The sequence below is a fragment of the Nocardia albiluteola genome (assembly GCF_018860155.1).
GTDB lineage: Bacteria > Actinomycetota > Actinomycetes > Mycobacteriales > Mycobacteriaceae > Nocardia > Nocardia albiluteola.
The window spans coordinates 1,092,865-1,117,154 of sequence record NZ_JAHKNI010000001.1 but is presented as its reverse complement, the minus strand read 5'-3'; the positions used below and the strand labels follow the sequence as shown (position 1 = coordinate 1,117,154).

Below are 24,290 nucleotides of genomic sequence, written 5' to 3'. Positions count from 1 at the left end.
GGAGCAGCGATGAGCGGTACCGACGCGGCCAACCAGGCGCAGTCGACTCCATGGGACACCGTGGACGCCGACGCCCATAACGGCAGCCTGGGGCTCAATCCGATAAATATCGACACCCAACTCTTCACCAAATGCATTGTGGACTGCAAGACCGCGATCGCCCGGCTCGAGTGGTATCAGAAATACATTCGCGACAACAGCCTGGACAATCTCCGGCCGTTCTCCAACGAGCCCGGCGGTACCGCGCTCACCGAAATGTTCAGCGCCCGTGGCCAAGACATCATCGCCGCCATGGCATCCATGCAGAACACCATGGAGAAAATGGGCGACGCCTTCACCACGGCGCTGCGGACCTATCTGGATCACGAGCACATGTCGCGTTCGGATCTGGATCGCATCGGATCGATGTCCAACGTCGCACCGGTGGCGCCGCCGAGCCCTCCGCCGCAGGCCATCACGCCCGCGGCATCCGCCCTGCAAATCATCGACAAGGCCCTGGGCCTGCCGCCGCCGAGTAATTCCGGTGGCGATCTCTACAATTCGATCCGGCCCGCCGCGAGCATGATGTTCGACGATTTCACCGAATTCGGCCGCTCGCTGCAGGGCTCGGATGTGGTCGCGCGGACCGCGGGCACCCAATACTCCTGGATGGCCGATCAGGTTCGCAACGACATGTCGACCCTGCACGACGATCTGGTATTGCTGTCCGACGACGGCTGGACGGGCACGGGCAAGGAGGCCGCGGTGAGCGCCGTGGCCTCCATCCGCGACAACTCCGCGAATTTCGCCGACGAAATGCGTTCGCTGGGTTCGAATTTGCAGGGTTGCGCGAACTGGCTGCTGTCCACGCACAATGCCATGCCCACGAACACCGCACTGGGCTATCTGGCGAGCGGGACCTCCGGGGGCGATCTGCTCGGCTTGCTCAACCAGTACCGGGATGTCTACAACACCACGTACACGCCCGGAATCACCAGCGCCGCATCGGATATGGGTGCGGAGCCACCACCACCCGCCAGCAGCCCCGTCCGCGCCAGCGCAACGCCGGTCAGCGCCGGAGGCGGAGGTGGCGGAGGAGGAGGAGGAGGCGGAGGAGGAGGCGCCCAGGATGCGAATTACGCGGCGCAGAACCAGGCCGCGCTACCGACCGGGCCGATGCCCAGCGGCGATGTCCGCGGGTGGATGGACCAGGCCCGGCAGATACTCCTGCAGATGGGTTACTCACCCAGTCAGCTCGACGACAACGCCATCGCCACCATCATTGCGCACGAATCGGGCGGCAATCCCCAGGCGATCAACCTGACCGACAGCAATGCCGCCGCGGGCCATCCGTCGAAGGGATTGATGCAAACCATCGACAGCACATTCAACGCGTACATGGCGCCCGGCCACGGCGATGTGTGGAATCCCGTCGACAATATCGTCGCCGGGGTGCGCTATGCGATCGCGAGATATGGCTCGCTGGACAATGTCCCCGGCGTTGTGGCTGTGGCGGAGGGCCACGGCTACCAGGGCTACTGACCCGAATTACGCGCGTCGGACGACGGATTGCGCGACGGGGTCGGATCATGCCGAGCCTGATCATGCGCCGCCGCGCCGGCTTACCCCCGGCGGGGCCGGATCACCGCGGTGAAACTCGCTGCGGCAACGGACTTTCCGGTGTTGTCGGTGATATCCACCGGCACCGCGAGCTCAACGGGCTTGCGCGCCTGAATATCCGCGCGCACCTGCTCGAGCAGTTCCGCGGTCAGCTCTGAAGTGGCGCGGATCGGCCCCGCCTCGCCCTTGGCGCGCGCCAGGTATTCGATGCGCCCGTCGCGAGCGACGATGAACGTCTCGCCCATCAAATCCACGATCCCGGAGATCGAGGCGCCCATCGCCGCGGTCTCGGCGAGCCCGAACAGGATCGCCGCGTGCAGGTCACCGTTGTGGTTCAGATGCTCGGGCTTGGGCGCCATCTGCACGACGTTGCGCCCCTCCCGGTACTCGACGCTCTCCATGCCGGTGTACTGCAGAAACCCCAACTTCTGGAACCCTGCCCACACCTGATCGCCCACGGCGCTGTCCATAGTCACTCCCGCTCGCACTGAAACACGTTCTACTTTTCATACAGCGTGCGGGCGATGTTGTCCACGGTTGGCGAACTCGGCGTCACAACCCGGCAGTCACCAGGTAATTTTCGACAGCTCGATATCGATGAACCCATTTGGCTGCGGTATGGGTAGAAACACTGTTCTGCATTCGATCGGGTCGCCGGACCGATTATGCCGCTGGGCTGCGGCCATACCTGAAGCCTACCAATGGATTCGGCGCTGCACAGCTCTCTCCGCACAGCATTCGGCCCCCGCTCCAAACGAAGCGGGGGCCGAATGTCGTCTTCACACCGACGCGGTGATTACCGGTAGTCGCTGAATCCGTAATCGTCCAGCGGGACAGCCGCACCCGTGGTCTGGCCGAAGCCGTCCGGGGTGTAGTAGGTGTCGTCGTAGGACGGCACCGCGTAGGCGGCCGCGCGGGCCTCCTCGGTCGGCTGGACCTGGATGTTGCGGTAGCGGTTGATACCGGTACCGGCCGGGATCAGCTTGCCGATGATCACGTTCTCCTTCAAGCCGATCAGCTTGTCGGAGCGGCAGTTGATCGCGGCATCGGTGAGCACGCGGGTGGTCTCCTGGAAGGAGGCCGCCGACAGCCACGAATCCGTCGCCAGCGACGCCTTCGTGATACCCATCAGCACCGGGCGACCCGAGGCCGGCTCGGCGCCCTCGGACACCACGCGGCGGTTCGAGCCCTCGAACTCCGAGCGCTCCACCAGCGAACCGGGCAGGAACTCCGTCGCACCCGAATCGATGATCGTGACGCGCCGCAGCATCTGCCGGACGATGACCTCGATGTGCTTGTCGTGGATGGACACACCCTGCGACCGGTACACCTCCTGGACCTCGTGGACCAGGTGGACCTGCACCTGACGCGGACCCATCACGCGCAGCACCTCGTGCGGATCGGCCGAACCCTCCAGCAACTGCTGGCCGACCTCGACATGGTCGCCGTCGGTGAGCAGACGCTCGGAACCGTCCTCGTGCTTGAACACCCGCAGCCGCTGACGCTTGGAGAGCTTGTCGTAGACAATCTCGTCCGAGCCGTCGTCCGGGATGATCGTGATCTTGTAGAACCGGTCGTCGTCCTCGAGCCGAATCCGGCCCGAGACCTCCGCGATCGGCGCCTTGCCCTTGGGCACACGAGCCTCGAAGAGCTCCTGCACTCGGGGCAGACCGCCGGTGATGTCGTCACCCGCGACACCACCCTGGTGGAAGGTACGCATCGTCAGCTGGGTACCGGGCTCACCGATGGACTGCGCGGCGACGATACCGACGGCCTCGCCGATGTCGACCAGCTTGCCGGTCGCCATCGAGCGGCCGTAGCAGGTCGCGCAGACGCCGGTGCCGGTGGTGCAGGTCAGCACGGAGCGGACCTTCACCTCGGTGATACCGGCGTCGAGCAGCGCCTCCAGGGCCGGGTCACCGAGATCGTGACCCTTCTCGACGATGACATTGCCCTTGGCGTCGACCGCATCCGAGGCCAGCGTCCGAGCGTAGGTGCTGGTCTCCACATGGGCGTCCCGCACGAGCGAGCCGTCGGCCATCTTCTCCGCGATCGGCACCACGATGCCGCGCTCGGTGCCACAGTCGGTCTCGCGCACGATGACGTCCTGCGACACGTCCACCAGACGACGGGTCAGGTAACCCGAGTCGGCGGTGCGAAGCGCGGTGTCGGCCAGACCCTTTCGCGCACCGTGGGTGTTGATGAAGTACTCCAGAACCGTCAGGCCCTCACGGAACGAGGACTTGATCGGCCGCGGGATGAACTCACCCTTCGGGTTGGTCACCAGACCCTTCATGCCCGCGAGGGTACGAGTCTGGGTGAAGTTACCCGTGGCGCCCGAGTCGACGATCGTGATGATCGGGTTGTCGGACGGGTAGTGCCGCCGCAGCGCCTGGCCGACCTCTTCGGTGGCCTCCTGCCAGATCTTGACCAGGGCGTTGTTGCGCTCCTGGTGATCGAGCGCGCCGCGCTGGTACTTCTTCTCGATGCCGTCGGCCAGGCCCTCGTACCGCTCCATGATGTCGGCCTTCTCCGGCGGAACGAGCACGTCCGACATGGAGACGGTGACACCCGAACGCGTGGCCCAGTAGAAGCCGGCGTCCTTGAGCTTGTCGACGGTCTGCGCGACCACGATCATCGGGTAGCGCTCGGCCAGATCGTTGATGATCGCGGCCTGGCGCTTCTTCGGCATCGGCTCGTCGATGAACGCGTAGTTCGCCGGGAGCAGATCGTTGAACAGCACGCGGCCCAGCGTGGTCTTGATGATCCACGCGTCGCCCCGCTGCCACCCGTCCGGGAACAGCTCGGTCTCGACGTCCTTCGGCGGACGCTGCTCGGTCAGGCGGACCCTGATCAGCGAACGCATGGTCAGCTCGCCGCGGTCGACGGCCATCTGCGCCTCGGCGGGCGAGGAGTAGACGCCGAACTCGGCCTCGTCCTTGGTGGCCGCGCGGTACTCGCCCTTCGCGCCCTCTTCCAGGCGGGTCAGGTAGTACAGGCCGGTCACCATGTCCAGGCGGGGCATGGCCAGCGGGCGGCCGGACGCCGGGGACAGGATGTTGTTCGAGGACAGCATCAGGATGCGGGCCTCGGCCTGCGCCTCCGCGGACAGCGGCAGGTGCACGGCCATCTGGTCACCGTCGAAGTCGGCGTTGAAGGCCTCACACACCAGTGGGTGCAGCTGGATCGCCTTGCCCTCGACCAGCAGCGGCTCGAAGGCCTGGATGCCCAGGCGGTGCAGGGTGGGCGCGCGGTTCAGCAGCACGGGGTGCTCGCCGATGACCTCTTCCAGCACGTCCCACACCTGGGGACGCTGGCGCTCGACCATCCGCTTGGCGGACTTGATGTTCTGCGCGTGGTTGAGATCCACCAGGCGCTTCATCACGAACGGCTTGAACAGCTCGAGCGCCATCAGCTTGGGCAGACCGCACTGGTGCAGCTTGAGCTGCGGGCCGACGACGATGACCGAACGGCCCGAGTAGTCGACGCGCTTACCGAGCAGGTTCTGGCGGAAACGACCCTGCTTGCCCTTGAGCAGATCGCTCAGGGACTTCAGCGGGCGGTTACCCGGACCCGTGACCGGACGGCCGCGACGACCGTTGTCGAACAGCGCGTCCACCGACTCCTGAAGCATGCGCTTCTCGTTGTTCACGATGATCTCGGGCGCGCCCAGATCGATGAGTCGCTTCAACCGGTTGTTGCGGTTGATGACGCGGCGGTACAGGTCGTTCAGGTCGGAGGTCGCGAAGCGGCCACCATCCAGCTGCACCATCGGGCGCAGCTCCGGCGGGATCACCGGCACCGCGTCCAGCACCATGCCCATGGGCGAGTTGCCGTTCGTCTGGAACGCCGCGACGACCTTCAGTCGCTTGAGCGCGCGCAGCTTCTTCTGGCCCTTACCGGTGCGAATGGTCTCGCGCAGGTTCTCGGCCTCGGCGGGAATGTCGAAGTCCTGCATGAGCTTCTGGATCGCCTCGGCGCCCATGGCGCCGATGAAGTACTCGCCGTAGCGGTCCTGCAGCTCGCGGTACAGCACCTCGTCCACGATCAGCTGCTTGGGGGCCAGCTTGGTGAACGTGGTCCAGATCTCGTCGAGCCGGTCCAGCTCGCGCTGGGCGCGGTCGCGCAGCTGACGCATCTCGCGCTCGCCGCCGTCCTTGACCTTGCGGCGCACGTCGCTCTTGGCGCCCTCGGCCTCGAGCTCGGCCAGATCGCCCTCGAGCTTCTGGGCGCGGGCCTCGAGATCGGCGTCGCGCTGATCGGCGACGGCCTTCTTCTCGACCTCCATCTCCGCCTCGAGCGTGGTCAGCTCGTTGTGGCGCAGATCGTTGTCGACGGCGGTGATGACGTAGGCGGCGAAGTAGATGATCTTCTCGAGATCCTTCGGCGCCAGGTCCAGCAGGTAGCCCAGGCGCGACGGGACGCCCTTGAAGTACCAGATGTGGGTGACCGGCGCGGCCAGCTCGATGTGGCCCATCCGCTCGCGGCGCACCTTGGCGCGGGTCACCTCGACGCCACAGCGCTCACAGATGATGCCCTTGAAGCGCACGCGCTTGTACTTGCCGCAGTAGCACTCCCAGTCCCGGGTGGGACCGAAGATCTTCTCGCAGAACAAGCCGTCCTTCTCCGGCTTGAGCGTGCGATAGTTGATGGTCTCCGGCTTCTTGACCTCACCGAAGGACCAGTTGCGAATGTCCTCGGCGGTGGCCAGACCGATCCGGAGTTCATCGAAGAAGTTGACGTCTAGCACGTAACTTCCTTTCCCCTGTTCGGGTTGAGTTTGAGCAAAAGTTCGCTAATTCCGGTGCCCCGCAGCCTCTTTCGAGGCTGCGGGACCAGTCGCTCTACTGCGCCAGGTCGTCGACCGTCGCAGCCTCGTTGCGGGACAGGTTGATTCCGAGGTTCGCCGCGGCCCGCTCGAGGTCCTCGTCGTCGCCGTCGCGCATCTCGATGGCGGCGCCGTCCGAGGACAGCACCTCCACGTTGAGGCACAGGGACTGAAGTTCCTTGAGCAACACCTTGAACGATTCCGGAATGCCGGGCTCGGGGATGTTCTCACCCTTGACGATGGCCTCGTACACCTTCACGCGGCCGACCACGTCGTCGGACTTGATGGTCAGCAGTTCCTGCAGCGTGTAGGCCGCGCCGTAGGCCTGCATGGCCCAGCACTCCATCTCACCGAAGCGCTGACCACCGAACTGCGCCTTACCACCCAGCGGCTGCTGGGTGATCATCGAGTACGGGCCGGTCGAACGCGCGTGGATCTTGTCGTCCACCAGGTGGTGCAGCTTCAGGATGTACATGTAGCCCACCGCCACCGGGTACGGGAACGGCTCACCGGAACGTCCGTCCAGCAGGACCGCCTTACCGTCGGCGTTGACCATGGTCTCGCCGTCGCGGTTCGGCAGGGTCGAGCCGAGCAGACCGGTCAGCTCCTCCTCGCGGGCGCCGTCGAACACCGGGGTGGCGATGTTGGTGTCGGACTCCTGGCCCCACATCTCCTCCGGCAGCGCCTGAACCCACTCGGGCATGGAACCCTGACCCGATTCGGAACCCTCGACATGCCAGCCGGCCTTGGCGATCCAGCCCAGATGGGTCTCGAGCACCTGACCGATGTTCATACGGCGCGGCACGCCGTGCGTGTTCAGGATGATGTCGACCGGGGTGCCGTCGGGCAGGAACGGCATGTCCTCCTTGGGGAGGATCTTGCCGATGACGCCCTTGTTGCCGTGGCGGCCGGCCAGCTTGTCGCCGTCCTGGATCTTGCGCTTCTGCGCGACGTACACGCGCACCAGCTCGTTCACGCCCGGGGGCAGATCGTCGTCGTCGTCGCGCGAGAACACGCGGATGCCGATGACCTTGCCGGACTCACCGTGCGGCACCTTCAGCGAGGTATCGCGCACCTCGCGCGCCTTCTCACCGAAGATCGCACGCAGCAGCCGCTCCTCCGGGGTCAGCTCGGTCTCACCCTTCGGAGTGACCTTGCCGACCAGGATGTCACCGTCGCGGACCTCCGCACCGATGCGCACGATGCCGCGCTCGTCGAGATCGGCCAGGACCTCGTCGGAGACGTTCGGGATGTCCCGGGTGATCTCCTCCGCGCCCAGCTTGGTGTCGCGAGCATCGATCTCGTGCTCCTCGATATGAATCGAGGTCAGCACATCCTCTTCCACGAGGCGCTGCGACAGGATGATCGCGTCCTCGTAGTTGTGACCCTCCCACGGCATGATCGCCACGAGCAGGTTCTTGCCGAGGGCCATCTCACCGTTCTCGGTGCAGGGGCCGTCGGCCAGGACCTGGCCGTGCTCCACGCGCTGGCCCTCGTCCACGATCGGACGCTGGTTCGAGCAGGTGCCCTGGTTGGACCGGTTGAACTTGCGCATCCGGTAGCTGCGGCGGGTGCCGTCGTCGTGCATGACGGTGACGTAGTCGGCCGAAACCTCTTCCACCACACCGGGCTTCTCGTTCACCACGACGTCGCCGGCGTCGACCGCGGCGCGCAGCTCCATGCCGGTGCCGACCAGCGGCGACTCGGAACGGATCAGCGGCACGGCCTGACGCTGCATGTTCGCGCCCATGAGGGCACGGTTGGCGTCGTCGTGCTCGAGGAACGGAATCATGGCCGTCGCGACCGACACCATCTGGCGCGGCGAGACGTCCATGTAGGTGACCTCGGTCGGGGCGACGTACTCCATCTCCTCGTTGCCGCGGCGCGCGAGCACCTTGTCCTCGAGGAAGTTGCCCTGCAGGTCGACCGGCGAGTTCGCCTGGGCGCGGACCTCGCGGTCCTCCTCGTCGGCGGTGAGGTACTTGACCTCATCGGTGACGCGGCCGTCGGTGACCTTGCGGTACGGGGTCTCGATGAAACCGAACGGGTTGACCCGCGCGTACACCGACAGCGAACCGATCAGGCCGATGTTCGGGCCTTCCGGGGTCTCGATCGGGCACATGCGGCCGTAGTGCGAGGGGTGCACGTCGCGCACCTCCAGGCCGGCGCGCTCACGGGACAGACCACCCGGGCCCAGCGCCGACAGGCGGCGCTTGTGGGTCAGGCCCGAGAGCGGGTTGTTCTGGTCCATGAACTGCGAGAGCTGCGAGGTGCCGAAGAACTCCTTGATCGCCGCCACCACGGGGCGGATGTTGATCAGGGTCTGCGGGGTGATCGCCTCGACGTCCTGGGTCGTCATGCGCTCGCGCACAACACGTTCCATGCGCGAGAGGCCCACGCGGATCTGGTTCTGGATCAGCTCGCCGACGGTGCGCAGACGACGGTTGCCGAAGTGGTCGATATCGTCCACGTTCACCGGGACCTCGGCGCCCGCGGGGGCGGTCATGGTCCGATCGCCCTGGTGCAGGCGCACCAGGTACTCGATGGTCGCGACGATGTCTTCCCGGGTCAGCGTCGAGCCGGTGACCGGAACATCGAGGTTCAGGCCAAGCTTCTTGTTGATCTTGTAGCGACCGACGCGCGCCAGGTCGTAGCGCTTGTCCTTGAAGAACAGGTTCTCCAGCAGGGTCTGCGCCGACTCCTTGGTCGGCGGCTCGCCCGGACGCAGCTTGCGGTAGATGTCGAGCAGCGCCTCGTCCTGGCCGGCGGTGTTGTCCTTCTCCAGGGTGGACATCATGATCTCGGAGAAACCGAAACGCTCGGCGATCTCCTCGGTCGTCAGGCCCAGCGCCTTGAGCAGCACGGTGACCGGCTGACGACGCTTGCGGTCGATACGAACGCCGACGGTGTCGCGCTTGTCGACGTCGAACTCCAGCCACGCGCCACGGCTCGGGATGACGCGCACGCTGTGCAGCGTCTTCTCGGTGGTCTTGTCGATGGATTCGTCGAAGTACACACCGGGCGAACGGACCAGCTGCGAGACGACCACACGCTCGGTGCCGTTGATGATGAACGTGCCCTTGTCGGTCATCATCGGGAAATCGCCCATGAAGACCGTCTGAGACTTGATCTCACCGGTGTTGTTGTTGATGAACTCCGCGGTGACGAACAGCGGCGCCGCGTAGGTCATATCCTTGTCCTTGCACTCCTCGATGGAGGCCTTGACCTCTTCGAAGCGCGGATCGGAAAAGGACAGGGACATGGATCCGGAGAAGTCCTCGATCGGCGAGAGCTCCTCGAGCACCTCCTCGAGCCCGCCGAAGGGATTGACGTCACCGCGGGCGACCGCCTTCTCCCGCCACACGGGAGAACCGATCAGCCACGCGAAAGAATCGGTTTGTAGATCAAGTAGTCCCGGAACCTCGAGAGGCTCCCGGATCTTCGCAAAAGACACCCGCTTCGGGGCTCCGGGAATACCGGCCTTGGTCTGGGTGGAGACTGCCAAGATGCGTCCTTCCAGCACCTCACGCGCGCCGCGTGGTAGGTCCGCGACCGTCGCTTGTCTGCTACGTTGTTGAGATTCTCGCTGGTCACAACCCATACGAGCCTCAACACAGCAGACAGCGGAAGTAACACCTGGACGGTGAACTTTCGTCGTGTGCGATCAAGGTATGGACAGGAGGCAGCCAGCGCAAAGTCCAAACGTACACCCAACCAGATAGGGTGTCAACGTACCACCAAGGCCCAGTTCCGGGGGTCTGCCGCGCCGTACCCGGATTTGCTGGCTGCATAGGGGCCGACGGCGGTGCCTGCATCCCGGGGCCTGGACCCTGTGACAGCTGCCGCTGTTGTGAATAGCGTGACGTGTCGGGCGGGCCTCGTCAAGTGGCGGGGCCGCCCCGGATCGTCCGAGATCGCCTGCGCCGCTACGTGATCACCGATCGGTTCGCAGAAGCAGGGCCCTGAGCAGGCACGAAGCCGCAGGTAACGATCAGCGATCGGCGATTTCGCTGGCCATCCAGTGACCGTTGATCTTCTGCATCCGCAGCACGATCGGGCCCGAGGCACTCTCCTGCGGCACGCCGTTCTTGGTCGCGGCGACGGTCAGGTCGACCAGCAGTTCGGCCCGATCGCCGGTGAGCAAGGTCACGCCGACCGGATCCGGGGTCGCCGTCGCGGTCGACTGCGTCTGCTGCACGGCCGAGACGGTGGTGTCGGCAAACTTGTCGAAATCGCCCAGCATCTTGCCGGTGACCACCTTGTGGACCGCGTCCTTGTAGCCGCCGATGGTCTTGATGTCGTATGAGTAGATCGTCTTCAGGGCGTTGTCGGCGGCCGCGGTCACCTCCTGGGTGGCCTTCGTGTCCACGAATGCCTTGTTGCCGTCCTCGACGCCCGGGCGCAGCGCGGCGACCACCGCGACGGCGGTCACCGCGACCGCCGCGACCAGCAGGCCGATGGCCAGTCCCCACGAGGAGGGACCCGAGCGGCCAGCGGACCGGCGCAGCGGGGGCAGGCGGCGGGCGGCCGAATCGCTGGTGATCTTCTCGGTCGGCTCGTCGGTGCGAGCGCCGGACGCCGAGTCGGACGGGCGGGTGCCGCCCTGACCCGCGGTGACGCGGGCGGTGCGGCGGCGGGTGGTGGTATCGCCCGGGCGCAGGCGCGAGGAGGCCTTGTTGACGGGGCGGCGAGGTGAGGTCATGACGGGGTCCTCCTACGAACCCGGGCCAGCGGGCGCGGCGGGCGTAGGCGTGGCGGTGGTCGGGGCGGGCTGGGGCTGTCCGGGCTGCTGGGGCTGCGCGGGCGAGGGCGCCGCGCCGGTGTTGTCGAGCGGAATCAGCTGGCCCAGGGAATTGGCCTGATCGGCCTTCCAGGTGTCGCCGACCTTGGACATGTCCAGGGTCCAGGTCGCCCGGAACGACTGCACCGGCGTGTTCGGCGCGGTCTGGGTCTGCTGCACCACCACGATCGCCGACGCCTTGCTCCGCTCGCTGTCCAGCGAGGTCAGCGAGGCCCCGAGCACCTTGGCCTCGAGCTTGGTCCCGGACTGCTCCGCGGTCTGCTTGATCTTGTCGTGGTTCTGGTTGAACTCGTCGAGCATCTGCCCGGTCATCGACGACTGCATGAGCTTCATCGAGCCGTCGACGTCGTTCGGGTTCATCGAGGTGAGATTCAGCGTCGCCTGCCGCGCCGCGTCCAGCGCGCTGTCGCGGGCCTGCGCGCGGGGGGCATCGGTGAAGAACGCCGCGCGCACCCACCCGACACCGAACCAGGCGCCCGCGATCACGGCGACGATCAGCCAGGCGGCCGCGGCATATGTAATTACGGTGCGCAGGGTCGAGGATCCCGCCTCGGGAGCAGGCTCCGCCGAGGCTGCAGCGGCCTCCGACCTCGGGGGTGCGGCAACCTTCGATTCGCGAGTAGCACCAGCGTCCGTCTCCGGAGTCGCCACAGCGGCGCCCGCCTTCACGGTCGCCTCAGCGTCCACAGCAGCAGTGCCCGCGCCCGCCTTCACCGTCGCGTCAGCGTCGGCAGCGGCGCCGGCGTCCACCTTCACGGTCGCGTCAGCGTCCGCAGCGGTGCCGGCGTCCGCCTTCACGGTCGCGTCGGCCTCCGCCGCAGCGGTGCCGGCGTCCGCCTTCACAGTCGCCTCAGCGTCCGCCTCGGTCGTGGCAGCAACCTCCATTTGGGCGTCGACGGGTGATGTCTCCGCAGCTTGCTCGGGCGGGTTGGGCAGATCAGAACTCACAGCGACACCCTAGCGTCGTCGGTTTTCCGGACACGTGAGCCTTCCAGGTCACCTCGTCGAGGATCGAATGCGAGGTCGACCCCGGGGCCCACGACTGGACGTGCAGGCCACGCCCACCGCGGTCGGTGGACAGTCGGCAACTGCACGCTGGTACACCCTAACGTCGTTGGTTTTCCCGGCTCATCCGCGTTCCTGACCATCAGTGCTTGGGGGTCACTCCGATGAGAGTGGCCAGCTGGGTGGCAACGGGGTTCAGGTTCAGCTTGTCCGGATCGGTCTTGGGGGTGTGGTCCCACGGTTGAGGGACACTGGGATCGGCCAGGTTGGCCCTCGCGCCGCCGCGGACATCGGTCGGATTGCCTTGCGGCGCAGCGCAATGCGCGGCGGTATTGAACGGGAAGTCGTCGCGGGTGTCGTCGAAGTTCGGGTTCTGCGCCTTCATCTGCTTCAACTCCCGCTCGGTGCCCTCGTAGCCGAGGGTGCAGGCGGGCGGGTTGTTGGTCTCGAGCACCAGGCCGAAGTGGGTGGTGCCGTCGCCCGGCGCGGTGGCCGAGGCGCCGACCGACAGCAGCGGCAGCATCGCCAGCAGCGGCTTGAGCGCGAAGTACTTCGGCGAGATCGCCACCAGCAGCGTGCGCAGATTCGTCAGATCCTTCGTCAGCGGATCGCCGCTCTGCTCGAGCAGCTTCCCGACCGCATTACCGGCGTCGGTGCCGGTGCCGATCAGGCGACGGATATCGGGATCATTCGCGCGCAGCTGCGCGGCCACCTTGTCCAGGCCGTCGCTGAACTGGCGGATGTCCCCGCCCTGATCGACCTGGGTCTGCAGCACCGTCTGCGCGTCCTGGATCAGCTGAATCGTCGGCTGTAGATCCTCAACGCCGGTGGTGGAGAACTTGTTCAGCGAGTCGACCAGCACGCGCAGGTTGTCGCCCTGCCCGTCGAAGGCCTTGCCGAGCTCGGTAACGGTGGTGCTCAGATCCTTCAGGTCCGTGGTGGAGGCGAAGTGGTTCACACTCGCGAGCAGATCCTGCACCGGCAGCGGCGTTTGCGCGCCGTCGATGACCGAGCCCTGCTCCAGGTACGGGCCGCCGGCGCGGGTGGGCACCAAATCCACGAACTGCTCACCGATCGCCGAGCGATCCGCGACCACGGCCTTCGCATCGCTGGGCACCTTCGGCTTCGAGGAGTCCATCTGCAGGTAGACCACGACGCCGTCGGGCGTGATGTCCTGTGCGCCAACGGTTCCCACCGGGACGCCGCGGTAGGTGACCTCGGAGCCCTTGGAGATGTTGCCGGTCTGGGCCATCTTCACCTTGACCTGGTACTGGCCGAAGCCCAGCATGTGGTCCAGGTGAACGTATTTGCCGCCGACGAACACGACGCCGAGCACGGCGATCACGACGAAGGCGATCAGCTGATAACGAACCAGCTTGCTCATCTCGGCTTCACTCCCAACTGATCGAGGATCGAGCCGATCGGATCGCCCAGCTTGTTATCGGCCGGGGACACCACGGTCGGCGGCAGCGGCAGCACTCCCAGGAACGGCCGCGGGCCGTTGCCGCGGTAGTACGGATTGGTCGGATTCACCGGGACCGGCGGACCGTACTTCGGCGGGATGTACACCGGATTCGGTTCTCCCACACCGAGATTCTTCAGCGTGGTGCCGATCTGCAGGTCCACCGACAGCCAGGTGTTCACCGAGCCGCCGAATTCGGACTTGATCGCCTCGTCCGGGAACGGGTAGGTCGGGATCAGCGGGAAGGCCGTCACCAGGTCCGGCGCCGAGCGGCCCAGCTCCTGCAGGGTCGGGCGCAGCGAGGTCAGATCGCGAATCAGGTTGTCCTTGGAGCGATCCAGCACGGACACCCCGGCGTCGCCGACCCGGTTCAGCTGCTGCAGCAGCCCGATCAGCTCGGGACGCTGCTGGTCCAGAATGTGGATGCCGGCGGGCAGCTCGTCCAGGATCTTGGCGATCTGGTCGTTCTGCTGGCCGACCCGGACCGACAGCGTGCCCAGGCCGTCCAGCGCGTGCTGAATGTCGGCGACCTGGTCGTTGAGGCCCGTGATGAGCTTGTTGGCCTGATCCAGCAGATCGCGGACCTTGCCCTCGCGACCGGCGAGGGTCTTGTTCAGCTCGGTCACGATCGGCTGCAGCTGGGCCACGCCGCCGCCGTTGAGCAGCAGCGACAGCGCGCCGAGCACCTGCTCCACCTCGGTCGCGTGCTGGGTGTTCTGCACGGGGATGACCGTGCCGTCCGTCAGCGGCTCCGCCGAGGCGCCGCTGGTGGGCGCGTCCAACTCGATGAACTTCTCGCCCAGCAGGTTCGTCTGCTTGACCGCGGCGTGCGCGTTCTGCGGCAGATGCACCGAATTGTTCACCACGACATGCACACTCGCGGTCCAGCCGTCGGGCGCCACATCGATCTTGTCGACGCGGCCGACGGGGACGCCGTTGACCTTGACCGCGGATTGCGGCACCAGATCCAGCACATCGTCGAAGCGGATGTCCAGATGCATGGGGTTGTTGCCCACGCTCGCGCCACCGGGCAGCGGGATGCTGTAGATCCCATCCGAGGCGCAGGAGGTCACCAGGACCGCCGCGACGCCGAGCACCGCTGTGCCCACGTAGATACGTGCGGCCTGGCGCCCGTCCTTACTCCTGAATGCGTTGGCGCTCATCGCGTACCGCCCGGCTTCTGGGAGGGGGGCTGCTGGTTGGACGGCGTGCCCGGCACGGTGCCGGGGACCGGTGCGCGCTGCTCGTTCTCACCCGAGAGGATGCCGAAAGGCAGCACCAGCGACGGGGTTTCGACGCCCGCCTTGAGCTGATCGGAGAGTGTCTTGCACTGGTTCAGGATCGGGGCCATCTGCCGTCCGATCGCCTCGAACTTCGGATCGCCGGGGCGCAGCTTGCCCAGGTCGATCAGCTTGCAGATGGTGCCGAACGGATTCTGCAGATCGGTGAAATTGGCTCGCATATCCAGGGTTCCGGACTCACCGTTGTGCACGTTGATGAGGTTGCTCAGCGCCAGCGGCAGCACCGGCAGGATGTTGGCCACGTCGTTGCGCTGATCCGACAGGGTCTGGGTCAGCTTGGTCAGCGCCTGGGCGTTGCTCGCCACCAGATCCCGGTTGTTGTCGACGAAACGGGCCACATCGCCCAGCGCCAGCGACAGCAGGTTCAGCGCCTGGCCCAGATCCGAGCGCTCCCCGGCCAGGAATCCGGCCAGATCGGCGAGCTGGGAATTGAATTGGCGCACCTGCGCATCGTTCACGGCCAGCGTGTGCACGAAGACCTGCAGGTTTTTGATGGTGCCGAAGATGTCGCCGCGCGCATCGGACAGGTAGCTGGCCGCGCGCGAGAGCTGAGTCAGGCTGTTGGCCAGCGCATCCCCATTGCCGGCCAGGTTCGCCGCGGAGACCTTGACCAGCTGGTTGACCGCGCCGTCCTTGTTGGCGCCGTTGGGGCCCAGCGCATCCGAGAGCTCCGCGATGGACTTGTAGAGCCGGTCCACCTCGACCGGGGTCGCGGTGCGCTCCTTCGGAATGGTGGCGTCGCGGCCCATCTTCGGCCCGCCCTTGTACACCGGCGTGAGCTGGATGTACCGGTCCGACACCACCGACGGGGTGATCTGCGCGGCCGAGGCGTCCGCCGGAATGTCGTACTTGCGATCGACACTCATGACGACCTTGACCTGATCGCCCATCGGGGTGATCGAGTCGACCTTGCCCACCGGCACGCCCAGGATCCGCACGTCCGAACCCTGGTAGATGCCGATCGACTTGTCGAAGTATGCGGTGATCCGTGTGGTGTTGAAGCTGTCGAACACCCACCACAGCACCCCCGCCAGCACGATCGCGGCGACCGTGCCGAGGGCGATGAGAACCTTGACGCCCCGGCCGGATCCGCGCAGCGCGGTCAGGGGGTCGCGATGCGCTGCCGCCGCGGCGGCGCCGGGACCGTCGTCGGTGACGCTGGAGATAGGCCAGCCGCCCGCCGCCGCGCCGGTGGTTGCCAGCGCAGGAATCTGTTCAGTGGACGGATCACCCTGCGGCGCGGCGGCTTCGGGCTTGCCGGACTTCGGCGATTGGGCCGCGAACTGCTGAGTCGGCGCCTCGGCGGCCGAATCACCGTCCGCCGCGGCCGGCTCGGTTGCCTTCGCCGCAGCGGCCGTGTCTGGCTTCTGCACCGGAATCTGCTGCGTGGGAGCCTCATTCGCGCCCGCCGCCGCGGATTCCTTCGACGCCGTCGCTTCGGATGCCTTCGCGCCGGATGCCTTCGCATCGGTAGCGTCGGCCCCGGAGGGCTGCACCGGGAACTGTTCGGTGGGCATATCACCCTTTTCCGATGCCATCAGCGACCTCCCAGAGTCCGGATCGGGGGCCGGTTGCCGGGGATGTCCGGCAGAGCGGGCGGGACCAGGTTGACGATGACCGCGTCGAACCAGCGGCCGTTGCCCAGCACGTTGGCGTACAGGCCGTAGAAGGGCGCGGCCAGCGTCAGCGTCTTGGAGATGTTCTGCTGGTTGTCGTTGAGCATGTCGATGGACTTCTGCAGGTTGGTCAGTGCCGGGCCGATCTGCTGCTCGTTGTCATGCACCAGCGTGATCAGTTCGGCCGCAACGGTTTTAGCACCGCTGAGCAACTGCGCGATGGCCGCCTGGCGAATATTGAGCTCCGCGAGCAGCTGGCCGCCGTTGGCCAGCAGCCGCTCGAATTCGGTATTGCGGTCGGCGAGCACCTGGGTGGTCTTGTTGGCCGCGGCGAACAGCTGCTTGAGCTGGTCGTCACGCTTGGCCAGCGTCTCGGACAGCCGCGCGACGCCGTCGATCGAGCCCCGGATCTCCGGCGGCGTCTGGGAGAACGCGTCGGACAGCACCTGCATGCTCTGCGCGAGCTGCGTGGTGTTGGTCTGCTCGATACTCTGCGCCGCCTGCTCGAACGCCTCGGTCACGTCGTACGGAGACACCGTGCGCGACAACGGGATCCGCTGCGACGGATCCGCCGGCTTGGTCCCCTTCGGGTCCAGCGCCAGGTACTTCTGCCCCAGCAGCGTCTTGATCTGAATCGAGGCGGTGGTCTCGTTCCCGACCCAGGCGTCCTGGGTCCGGAAGCTGATCAGCACGCGGTCGCTGTCGAGGCCGACATCGGTGACGGCACCGACCTTGACCCCGGCGATGCGTACCTCGTCGCCCTTCTTCACCCCGGCGGCCTCGGAGAATTCGGCGACGTACTTCGTGCCGGCGCCGATGATCGGCAGCCGGTCGATGTAGAACACCGACACCGCCACCAGCAGCACCAGGAACAGGCCCAGCGCGCCCATGAACGCGGGGCTGCGCTTGCCCAGCATGGTTCGTTCGTCCATTACTGGCCACCGCCCTTCCCGTGGCACCGCGGCGCGGGATTGGTGTAGATCGGCTGATTCACCGTCGGCATATTCGCGATGGCCGAAGGAATATTCAGGTTCCCCGCGTCCTTCATGCCCGGGCCCGCGACGATGTCGATGCCGCACAGATAGAACTGGAACCAGGAGCCGTAGCTCGCGGCGCGGCCCAGCTTCTCCATCTTGATGGGCAGATTCTTCAGCCCCTCGTTCACCTCGGGCGAGCGATCGTTCAGGGTGCCGGTGAGCTGGTTCAGCCCCGCGATCGAACCCTGCAGCGTCGGCACCGTCGGCACCAGCAGGTCGGCGGTGGCCGAGGCCAGATTGCCCAGCGAGCTGACCGCGGAACCGATCGTGCCGCGCTCGGCGTTCAGGCCGCGCACCAGCGCCTCGGTATTGACGATCAGATCGTTGAGGGCGCCGTCCTTCTGATTGACCGCCTCCAGAACCGCATTGAGGTTCTTCACGATCTCGCCGATCACCGCGTCCTTGTCGGCGATCTTGTTGGTCAGGCTGGCGGTGGTGCCGACCAGATCGGCAATCGTGCCCTTCTCACCCTGGAACACCTGGATGATCTCGTAGGACAGCTTGTTCACGTCATCGGCGGTCAGCGTCTGGAACAGCGGACGGAACCCGTCGAACAGCGTCGTGAGGTTCAGGGCCGGATGGGTGTGAGCCAGATCAATGGTGCCGCCCTTGTTGAGCTTTCGACCCTGCGCGCCGGTGCCCTGCTCCAGCGCGATGTACCGCTGGCCGACCAGGTTGCGGTAGCGGATGGTGGCCGTCACCGAGGCGGGCAGCGAATCACGGTCGCTCAGCTGGAAATCCACCAGCGCCTGATCGCGGTCCACCACCTTGACGTTGGTGACCTTGCCGACGCGGACGCCGGCGATGCGCACCTCATCACCCGTGTTCAGCGACGTCACGTCGCTGAAGCGGGCGTGAAAGGTGGTGCCGCCGCCGGCGTAGTTGGCGATGGTCATGCCCAGGAAAACCGTTGCCACCAAAGTCACCACGACGAAGATGGCGAGTTTGGTCAGCGGACCGCCCAGACCGCGCAATGCACCACTCACTTCACACTCACCTCACTTCCGCGTAGAGCCGGGGCACCGATCCGGGACACCCAGGAGGGCACCGCATCCGGCGAAACCCCGTTCGCCGCACCGTAGATCGCGCCCAGCGCGTGCTCCTCGGACGGCGAGCCCGCCAGCGAGGCCGGGTGGGCGGCACCGTAGACCGAGAACTGGGCCGGGGGCAGCTTGCCGATGTTCTGCTGGCCCGGATTGCGGGACGGCACCTGGTAGGAACCGTCGTTGGCCGGCCCGGTCGGGTACTGACCGGTGTCGACACCGAGCGGGTACTCCGGGAAGCACACCGGCGGACGGGTATCGAACCACCGCGGCTCGTCCTGGTTCGGCAGATACCGGCCGCGGGTGTTGACCAGCTGCACGGTCACGCGCGAGCCGGGCGTATCGGTGCCCTTGCCGAAGATGGCGTCGATGCGCGGCTTCATCGTCGCGAAGTTCTTGATGGCGCAGGCGTAGGACGGCGAATAGTACGCCAGGTCCTCCAGCGCCCCGCGCGAGTCCGCGGCCACGTCGATGATGTTGTCGTGGTTGGCCACCAGGAAATCGGCCGTGCGCGACGAGGTCGGGGTCAGCGTCTTGTACAGCGTGTCGATCTGCGAATGCTTCTGCACGATCGTGGCATTGAGCGTGCGCAGGTCGTTGAAGGCGTCGACCAGCTGCGGCAGCGCGTCGGAGTAGGTATCGGCCACCTTTGCGAAGTTGTGGATGTCGCCCTGCAGGGTCGGCATCACGCCGTTGAGCCCGTGGAAGATCGTGTCCAGGCGATCGACCGTGTGGCCCAGCTCCTCGCCCTGCCCGCCGAGCGCCTGCGACAGTGCGCCCAGCGTGGAGGCCAGATACTGCGGCGGAATGGCCTGCAGCAGCGGCATCACGCTGTCCAGCAGCTGGCTGACCTCGATGGCGTTACCGCTGGAATCCTGGTGCAGGGTCGCCCCCGCCTCCAGGTGCCCGCTGGGCTGCTGCGGCCACACCAGATCGACGTAGCGCTCGCCGAACAGCGTCTTGGGCAGCAGCCGCGCGGTGACGTTGGACGGAATCTCCGTCGCCTTGCCCGGGTCGATGGCCAGGTGCAGGGTGACCTGGTCGCCGGACGACGCGCTGGAGCGCACCTCGCCGACTGTCACGCCGCGCACCTTCACATCGGCGTTGCGCGTCAACGCATTTCCGACGGAATCGGTGATCAGATCGACCCTGACCACCGGGGTGAAGGCTTTGTTGTACATGGCGACCGTGCCGCCGAGGAACAACGCCATCACCACGAAGAACAGCACACCGAGCGTGCGCACACGCAGCTTTTCGGTGGACCGCCAGAACTGAATCCCAGCTGCACTCATGCCTCCGCCTCGCTGGCGCTCGGCTCCGGCATAAGTGCAATGGCAGCTGTGTACATCGTTGCCTCGCTGACGCTCGGCTCCGCCATAAGTGCAATGGCAGCTGTGTACATTGTTCGCTCGCTACGCTCGCTCATCCCGCCACTCGCACGGTAGTAGTCGTTCCCCAGATAGCAAGGCTGAGAAAGAAATCGAGAACGTTGATCAGCACGATGGACGCGCGCACCGCGCGTCCCACCGCCACGCCGACGCCGGCGGGTCCGCCGGTGGCGTTGAACCCGTAATAGCAGTGAATCAGGATGATGACGAATGCGAAGACGAGCACTTTGAGGAATGAATACAGCACATCCTGCGGTGGCAGGAACAGGCCGAAGTAATGGTCGTACGAGCCCGTGGATTGCCCCTCGAACCACACGCTGATCTGGCGCGAGGCGAGGAATGTGCCGAGCAGGCCGACGATGTAGAGCGGGATCACCGCCACGAATCCCGCGATGACGCGGGTGGTCACCAGGAAGGGCACGCCCGGCACCGCCATCACCTCGAGCGCGTCGATCTCCTCGGAGATTCGCATCGCGCCCAGCTGCGCGGTGAAACCACATCCGACGGTCGCCGATAACGCAAGCGCCGCGACCAGCGGCGCCAGCTCCCGGGTGTTGATGTATCCGGTCAGGAATCCGGTCAGGACCGAGGACCCCAGGGAGTCCAGGGCCTTGAAGCCCTGCAGGCCCACCACGACGCCAACCGAGGCCGACATCATCACGACCACGCCGATGGTGCCGCCGATGACCGCCAGTGCGCCCGAGCCGAAGGTCACCTCGGCCAGCAGCCGCATGACCTCCTTGCGGTAGTGCACGAGGGTGCGCGGAATCCACGCGATCGCCTTGGAATAGAACAACATCTGATCGCCGGCGCGGTCGACGACGTCGACAGGCCCCCGCACTACTCTGCCGATCCGGCGCAGGTTCTTGGAGGATCGGTGCGCAACAACCATGGTTAAGAGCCCTTAGAGGGAACGATCTGCAGGTACACCAACGTCAGTACGAGATTGACGAAGAAGAGCACCAGGAAGCTGATAACCACGGATTGGTTCACCGCTTCACCTACTCCTTTCGGTCCCCCCTTGGGATTCAAGCCTTTGTATGCCGCGATAACGCCCGCGAGCAGACCGAACAGCAACGCCTTGATCTCACCGATCCACAGGTCGGGCAGTTGGGCCAGCGCCGAGAAGGATGCCAGATAAGCGCCAGGCGTGCCGCCCTGCAGCATCACGTTGAAGAAATAGCCACCGCAGATTCCGACAACGGACACCAGCCCGTTGAGCAACAGGGCCACGAGCATCATGCCGAGCACTCGCGGAACCACCAGGCGCTGAACGGGATCGATGCCCAGCACCTCCATTGCGTCGATTTCCTCGCGGATGGTGCGGGAGCCCAGATCCGCCGCCACGGCCGAACCCGCGGCGCCGGCGATGATAAGCGCAGTGACGACGGGTGCGGCCTGCTGGACGGTCGCCAGGACGCTCGTTGCGCCGGTGAACGACTCGGCGCCGAGCTGCTTGATCAACGAACCGGTCTGCAACGCCACAACGGCGCCGAACGGGATTGCCACCAGGGCGGAGGGCAAGATCGACACACTCGCGATGAACCACGACTGCTCGATGAACTCGCGCCACTGGAACGGACGGACAAAGGTCTTACGCGCGACACTCATCAGAAGCGCAAAGATGTGTCCAGCCTGGGCAAAACCCGACTCGACCGGGGTGCGCAGCCGCGTCAGGGTTTGATTCACGCGCGTATGTTACCCGTTAGTTGTGTTGTGGCGCACGGTGGTGTCGTACGCGTTGCCGGGGTATTCCGGAGGGTTCCCGGAATAGGCAGGCAGCACTTGTGTATCGCCGTTCTCTTCCATGGATTCCTGGATCGCGACCTGGGCCGCGTGCGGCAGCGTGTGCAGGATCTCCATGACCCGCTGTCGCCGCCGCCCCACCGCCTGGCGAACCGGCATACCGGGTGTGGCTTTCATCTGCGGGATGATGCCCTCGATCTCCTCGGTGCCGTTGTCGTAGTGACCCGCCTCGGCCAGGGCCTGCTCGCGGGCCATCTGGGCCTCGTCCTTCTCCTCGGACATGCCGATCGGACCGACCATGCGGCCGTTGAGGAACTGCTTGACCACGGGCTCCTCGGAGGTCAGCAGCACCTCGCGCGGGCCGAACATCACCAGCTGGCGACGGAACAGCATGCCGATGTTGTCGGGCACGCTGCGCGCGAGGTTGATGTTGTGCGTCACGATCAGGATCGTCGCGTCGATCTGGGCGTTGATGTCGATCAACAGCTGCGACAGATATGTCGTGCGAACGGGATCCAGACCGGAGTCGGGCTCGTCGACGAGGATGATCTGCGGGTCCAGCACCAGCGCACGGGCCAGGCCGGCGCGCTTGCGCATACCACCGGAGATCTCGCCGGGGAGTTTGTTTTCCGCGCCGAGCAGACCGGTCAGCTCGAGCTTCTCCATAACGATCTTCTTGATCTCGGATTCGCTCTTCTTGGTGTGCTCACGCAGCGGGAACGCGGTGTTGTCGAAGAGATTCATCGACCCGAACAGCGCGCCGTCCTGGAACAGCACGCCGAACAGCTTGCGAATCTCGTACAACTCCTTGTTGGAGCATGTCGTGATGTCGGTACCGTCGATGAAGATGGACCCGCGCTCGGGGCGCAGCAGTCCGATCAGCGACTTCAGGAAGACCGATTTACCGGTACCGGAGGGGCCCAGCAGTGCACTGACTTCCCCTGTGGGCAGAGTCAGGGTGACATCCTGCCAAATACGCTGAGAGCCGAAGGATTTCGTGACTCCCTCGGTCCGGACCTCGACGCCCACGCCAACCTCCACATTTCTTGCCAACGAGCATCCCAAACGCCGTGTCACCGACTGGCTGCATCCGATACAGCTCGCGGCTGATACAACGCAGCGCGATGTGACGCGTCGCACTGGGTGCGGCCACTGTAGCGCATGGAAACGTGCAATCCCATCCCTACCTACCGCCGAGTAATGAGTACCGCGATCCTTTTAAAGCGCACCTGCGGGGTGACCAGCAGAAACACGTTCTAATCCGGCCTCCGAAGTGGGAAATCCCATGCCGCGGCGCCGCCGCATTCCTCTAAAAACACGACAGCGGGCGGCTCCCCCAGGGGGAACCGCCCGCTTTTGCGACACGCCGCGTCGCGTGTGTCGAACCGTCTTACTTGACGGAGACCTTGGCGCCGGCCTCTTCCAGCTTCGCCTTGGCGGCCTCGGCGGCATCCTTGGCGACCTTCTCCAGGATCGGCTTCGGGGCGCTCTCGACGAGGTCCTTGGCCTCCTTCAGGCCCAGGCCGGAGACGATCTCGCGCACGACCTTGATGACCTGGATCTTCTTGTCACCAGCGCCCTCGAGGACGACGTCGAACTCGTCCTGCTCCTCGGCGGCCTCGGCGGGGGCAGCGGCACCGGCAACGGCGGCCACGGCGACCGGCGCAGCGGCGGTGACCTCGAACTTCTCCTCGAACTTCTTGACGAAGTCCGACAGCTCGAGCAGGGTCATGCCGCCGATGGTCTCGAGCAGCTCGTCAACGTTGGCCATGATGGCTTCCTTTCAGTGGGGTCATCCCCGCCGAAGCGGGAAAAGTGTTGGGGGGTTTGGTTATTCGGCGTCGGCCGGAGCATCGGCCGGGGCGGCCTCGGCCGGGGCACCGGCACGCTGCTTGTCCTCGAGCGCGGCGAACAGGCGCACGACCTGACCGGCAGGCGCGGCGAACAGGCTCGCGGCCTTGGACAGGTTGCCCTTCATGGCGCCGGCCAGCTTGGACAGCAGCACCTCGCGGGACTCCAGGTCGGCGATCTTCTCGACCTCGGACACGGACAGCGCGGCGCCGTCCATGTATCCGCCCTTGATGATCAGCGCCTTGTTGTCCTTGGCGAAGGTCTTCAGGGCCTTCGCGGCGTCGACCGGCTCACCGTGGATGAAGGTGATGGCGGTCGGCCCGACGAACAACTCATCCAGGCCTTCGACGCCCGCCTTGGCGGCCGCACGCTTGACCAGGGTGTTCTTGGCGACGGAGTAGGTGGCGTTCTCGCCCAGTGCCCGCCGCAGCTCGGTGATCTTACCGACCGACAGGCCACGGTACTCCGTGACCACGGTGGCGGTAGAGCCCTTGAACTGTTCGGCGATCTCCTCGACCGCCTCGACCTTCCAGGTTTTTGCCATACTTCGCCTCCTCTCTGGATGTCGGTTCTGTAGTGGTGTCGTCGTCCCGGCGGACCGGGACCCAGCTAC

At 65.8% G+C, this 24,290-nt stretch carries 17 protein-coding genes; 1 reads left to right on the top strand and 16 read right to left on the bottom strand.

Translation table 11 applies throughout. From position 1 onward, the window contains the following. The first annotated feature begins 9 nt into the window (after positions 1–9). Entirely contained in the window at positions 10–1,521 is a 1,512-nt protein-coding gene (locus KO481_RS42750; RefSeq protein WP_245400267.1) for a transglycosylase SLT domain-containing protein, read from the top strand. 80 nt (positions 1,522–1,601) lie between these two features. Here KO481_RS42750 and KO481_RS05110 read toward each other — a convergent pair whose 3' ends face one another. The 16 genes from KO481_RS05110 to rplJ all read right to left on the bottom strand — a co-directional run bounded on the left by KO481_RS05110 (position 1,602) and on the right by rplJ (position 24,221). Further along, positions 1,602–2,069: a PaaI family thioesterase gene (locus KO481_RS05110; protein WP_215915686.1), complete on the bottom strand. Its 468-nt coding sequence runs from the start codon at positions 2,067–2,069 to the stop codon at positions 1,602–1,604. Positions 2,070–2,395: 326 nt separating this feature from the next. Beyond that, complete coding sequence (locus KO481_RS05105) at positions 2,396–6,349, bottom strand: DNA-directed RNA polymerase subunit beta' (protein WP_215915685.1); 3,954 nt, start codon at positions 6,347–6,349, stop codon at positions 2,396–2,398. Between the two features lie 94 nt (positions 6,350–6,443). After that, positions 6,444–9,950 (bottom strand): DNA-directed RNA polymerase subunit beta, encoded by a 3,507-nt coding sequence (gene rpoB, locus KO481_RS05100; RefSeq protein ID WP_308166322.1) that lies wholly within the window; start codon positions 9,948–9,950, stop codon positions 6,444–6,446. Positions 9,951–10,418: 468 nt separating this feature from the next. Then, a complete protein-coding gene (locus KO481_RS05095; RefSeq protein ID WP_215915683.1) occupies positions 10,419–11,129 on the bottom strand; it encodes a hypothetical protein in 711 nt (236 codons plus the stop codon). Positions 11,130–11,141: 12 nt separating this feature from the next. Further along, positions 11,142–12,176, bottom strand: a complete 1,035-nt coding sequence (locus KO481_RS05090; protein ID WP_215915682.1) for an Rv1363c family protein — start codon at positions 12,174–12,176, stop codon at positions 11,142–11,144. A gap of 199 nt (positions 12,177–12,375) precedes the next feature. Beyond that, positions 12,376–13,617, bottom strand: coding sequence for an MCE family protein (locus tag KO481_RS05085; protein ID WP_215915681.1), 1,242 nt, complete (start codon positions 13,615–13,617; stop codon positions 12,376–12,378). After that, positions 13,614–14,858: an MCE family protein gene (locus tag KO481_RS05080; RefSeq protein WP_215915680.1), complete on the bottom strand. Its 1,245-nt coding sequence runs from the start codon at positions 14,856–14,858 to the stop codon at positions 13,614–13,616. The genes KO481_RS05085 and KO481_RS05080 overlap by 4 nt, the downstream gene beginning before the upstream one ends. Further along, on the bottom strand, positions 14,855–16,093 hold the full coding sequence (locus KO481_RS05075) for an MCE family protein (RefSeq protein WP_245400499.1): 1,239 nt from the start codon (positions 16,091–16,093) through the stop codon (positions 14,855–14,857). The genes KO481_RS05080 and KO481_RS05075 overlap by 4 nt, the downstream gene beginning before the upstream one ends. 440 nt (positions 16,094–16,533) lie before the next feature. Next, complete coding sequence (locus KO481_RS05070; RefSeq protein WP_215915971.1) at positions 16,534–17,529, bottom strand: MCE family protein; 996 nt, start codon at positions 17,527–17,529, stop codon at positions 16,534–16,536. A gap of 14 nt (positions 17,530–17,543) precedes the next feature. Beyond that, positions 17,544–18,623 (bottom strand): MCE family protein, encoded by a 1,080-nt coding sequence (locus KO481_RS05065; protein ID WP_215915970.1) that lies wholly within the window; start codon positions 18,621–18,623, stop codon positions 17,544–17,546. Between the two features lie 8 nt (positions 18,624–18,631). Further along, positions 18,632–19,984: an MCE family protein gene (locus tag KO481_RS05060; protein ID WP_215915679.1), complete on the bottom strand. Its 1,353-nt coding sequence runs from the start codon at positions 19,982–19,984 to the stop codon at positions 18,632–18,634. 130 nt (positions 19,985–20,114) lie between these two features. Beyond that, positions 20,115–20,972 (bottom strand): MlaE family ABC transporter permease, encoded by an 858-nt coding sequence (locus tag KO481_RS05055; RefSeq protein ID WP_215915678.1) that lies wholly within the window; start codon positions 20,970–20,972, stop codon positions 20,115–20,117. Between the two features lie 2 nt (positions 20,973–20,974). Next, the gene (locus KO481_RS05050; RefSeq protein WP_245400498.1) at positions 20,975–21,691 is read right to left on the bottom strand and encodes an MlaE family ABC transporter permease; all 717 of its coding nucleotides are present in this window, start codon (positions 21,689–21,691) and stop codon (positions 20,975–20,977) included. 87 nt (positions 21,692–21,778) lie between these two features. After that, a complete protein-coding gene (locus KO481_RS05045) occupies positions 21,779–22,855 on the bottom strand; it encodes an ABC transporter ATP-binding protein (RefSeq protein ID WP_215915969.1) in 1,077 nt (358 codons plus the stop codon). 361 nt (positions 22,856–23,216) lie between these two features. Then, positions 23,217–23,597: a 50S ribosomal protein L7/L12 gene (gene rplL, locus KO481_RS05040; RefSeq protein WP_215915676.1), complete on the bottom strand. Its 381-nt coding sequence runs from the start codon at positions 23,595–23,597 to the stop codon at positions 23,217–23,219. A gap of 60 nt (positions 23,598–23,657) precedes the next feature. Next, positions 23,658–24,221: a 50S ribosomal protein L10 gene (gene rplJ / locus KO481_RS05035; protein WP_215915675.1), complete on the bottom strand. Its 564-nt coding sequence runs from the start codon at positions 24,219–24,221 to the stop codon at positions 23,658–23,660. Between the last annotated feature and the right edge of the window lie 69 nt (positions 24,222–24,290).

What these genes read in the sequence shown, in the direction of transcription:
- KO481_RS42750 (WP_245400267.1), top strand. Translation starts at nt 10, where the DNA reads ATGAGCGGTACCGACGCGGCCAACCAGGCGCAGTCGACTCCATGGGAC.
- KO481_RS05110 (WP_215915686.1), bottom strand. Translation starts at nt 2,069, where the DNA reads ATGGACAGCGCCGTGGGCGATCAGGTGTGGGCAGGGTTCCAGAAGTTG.
- KO481_RS05095 (WP_215915683.1), bottom strand. Translation starts at nt 11,129, where the DNA reads ATGACCTCACCTCGCCGCCCCGTCAACAAGGCCTCCTCGCGCCTGCGC.
- KO481_RS05085 (WP_215915681.1), bottom strand. Translation starts at nt 13,617, where the DNA reads ATGAGCAAGCTGGTTCGTTATCAGCTGATCGCCTTCGTCGTGATCGCC.
- KO481_RS05080 (WP_215915680.1), bottom strand. Translation starts at nt 14,858, where the DNA reads ATGAGCGCCAACGCATTCAGGAGTAAGGACGGGCGCCAGGCCGCACGT.
- KO481_RS05070 (WP_215915971.1), bottom strand. Translation starts at nt 17,529, where the DNA reads ATGCTGGGCAAGCGCAGCCCCGCGTTCATGGGCGCGCTGGGCCTGTTC.
- KO481_RS05060 (WP_215915679.1), bottom strand. Translation starts at nt 19,984, where the DNA reads ATGAGTGCAGCTGGGATTCAGTTCTGGCGGTCCACCGAAAAGCTGCGT.
- KO481_RS05055 (WP_215915678.1), bottom strand. Translation starts at nt 20,972, where the DNA reads ATGGTTGTTGCGCACCGATCCTCCAAGAACCTGCGCCGGATCGGCAGA.
- KO481_RS05050 (WP_245400498.1), bottom strand. Translation starts at nt 21,691, where the DNA reads ATGAGTGTCGCGCGTAAGACCTTTGTCCGTCCGTTCCAGTGGCGCGAG.
- rplL (WP_215915676.1), bottom strand. Translation starts at nt 23,597, where the DNA reads ATGGCCAACGTTGACGAGCTGCTCGAGACCATCGGCGGCATGACCCTG.
- rplJ (WP_215915675.1), bottom strand. Translation starts at nt 24,221, where the DNA reads ATGGCAAAAACCTGGAAGGTCGAGGCGGTCGAGGAGATCGCCGAACAG.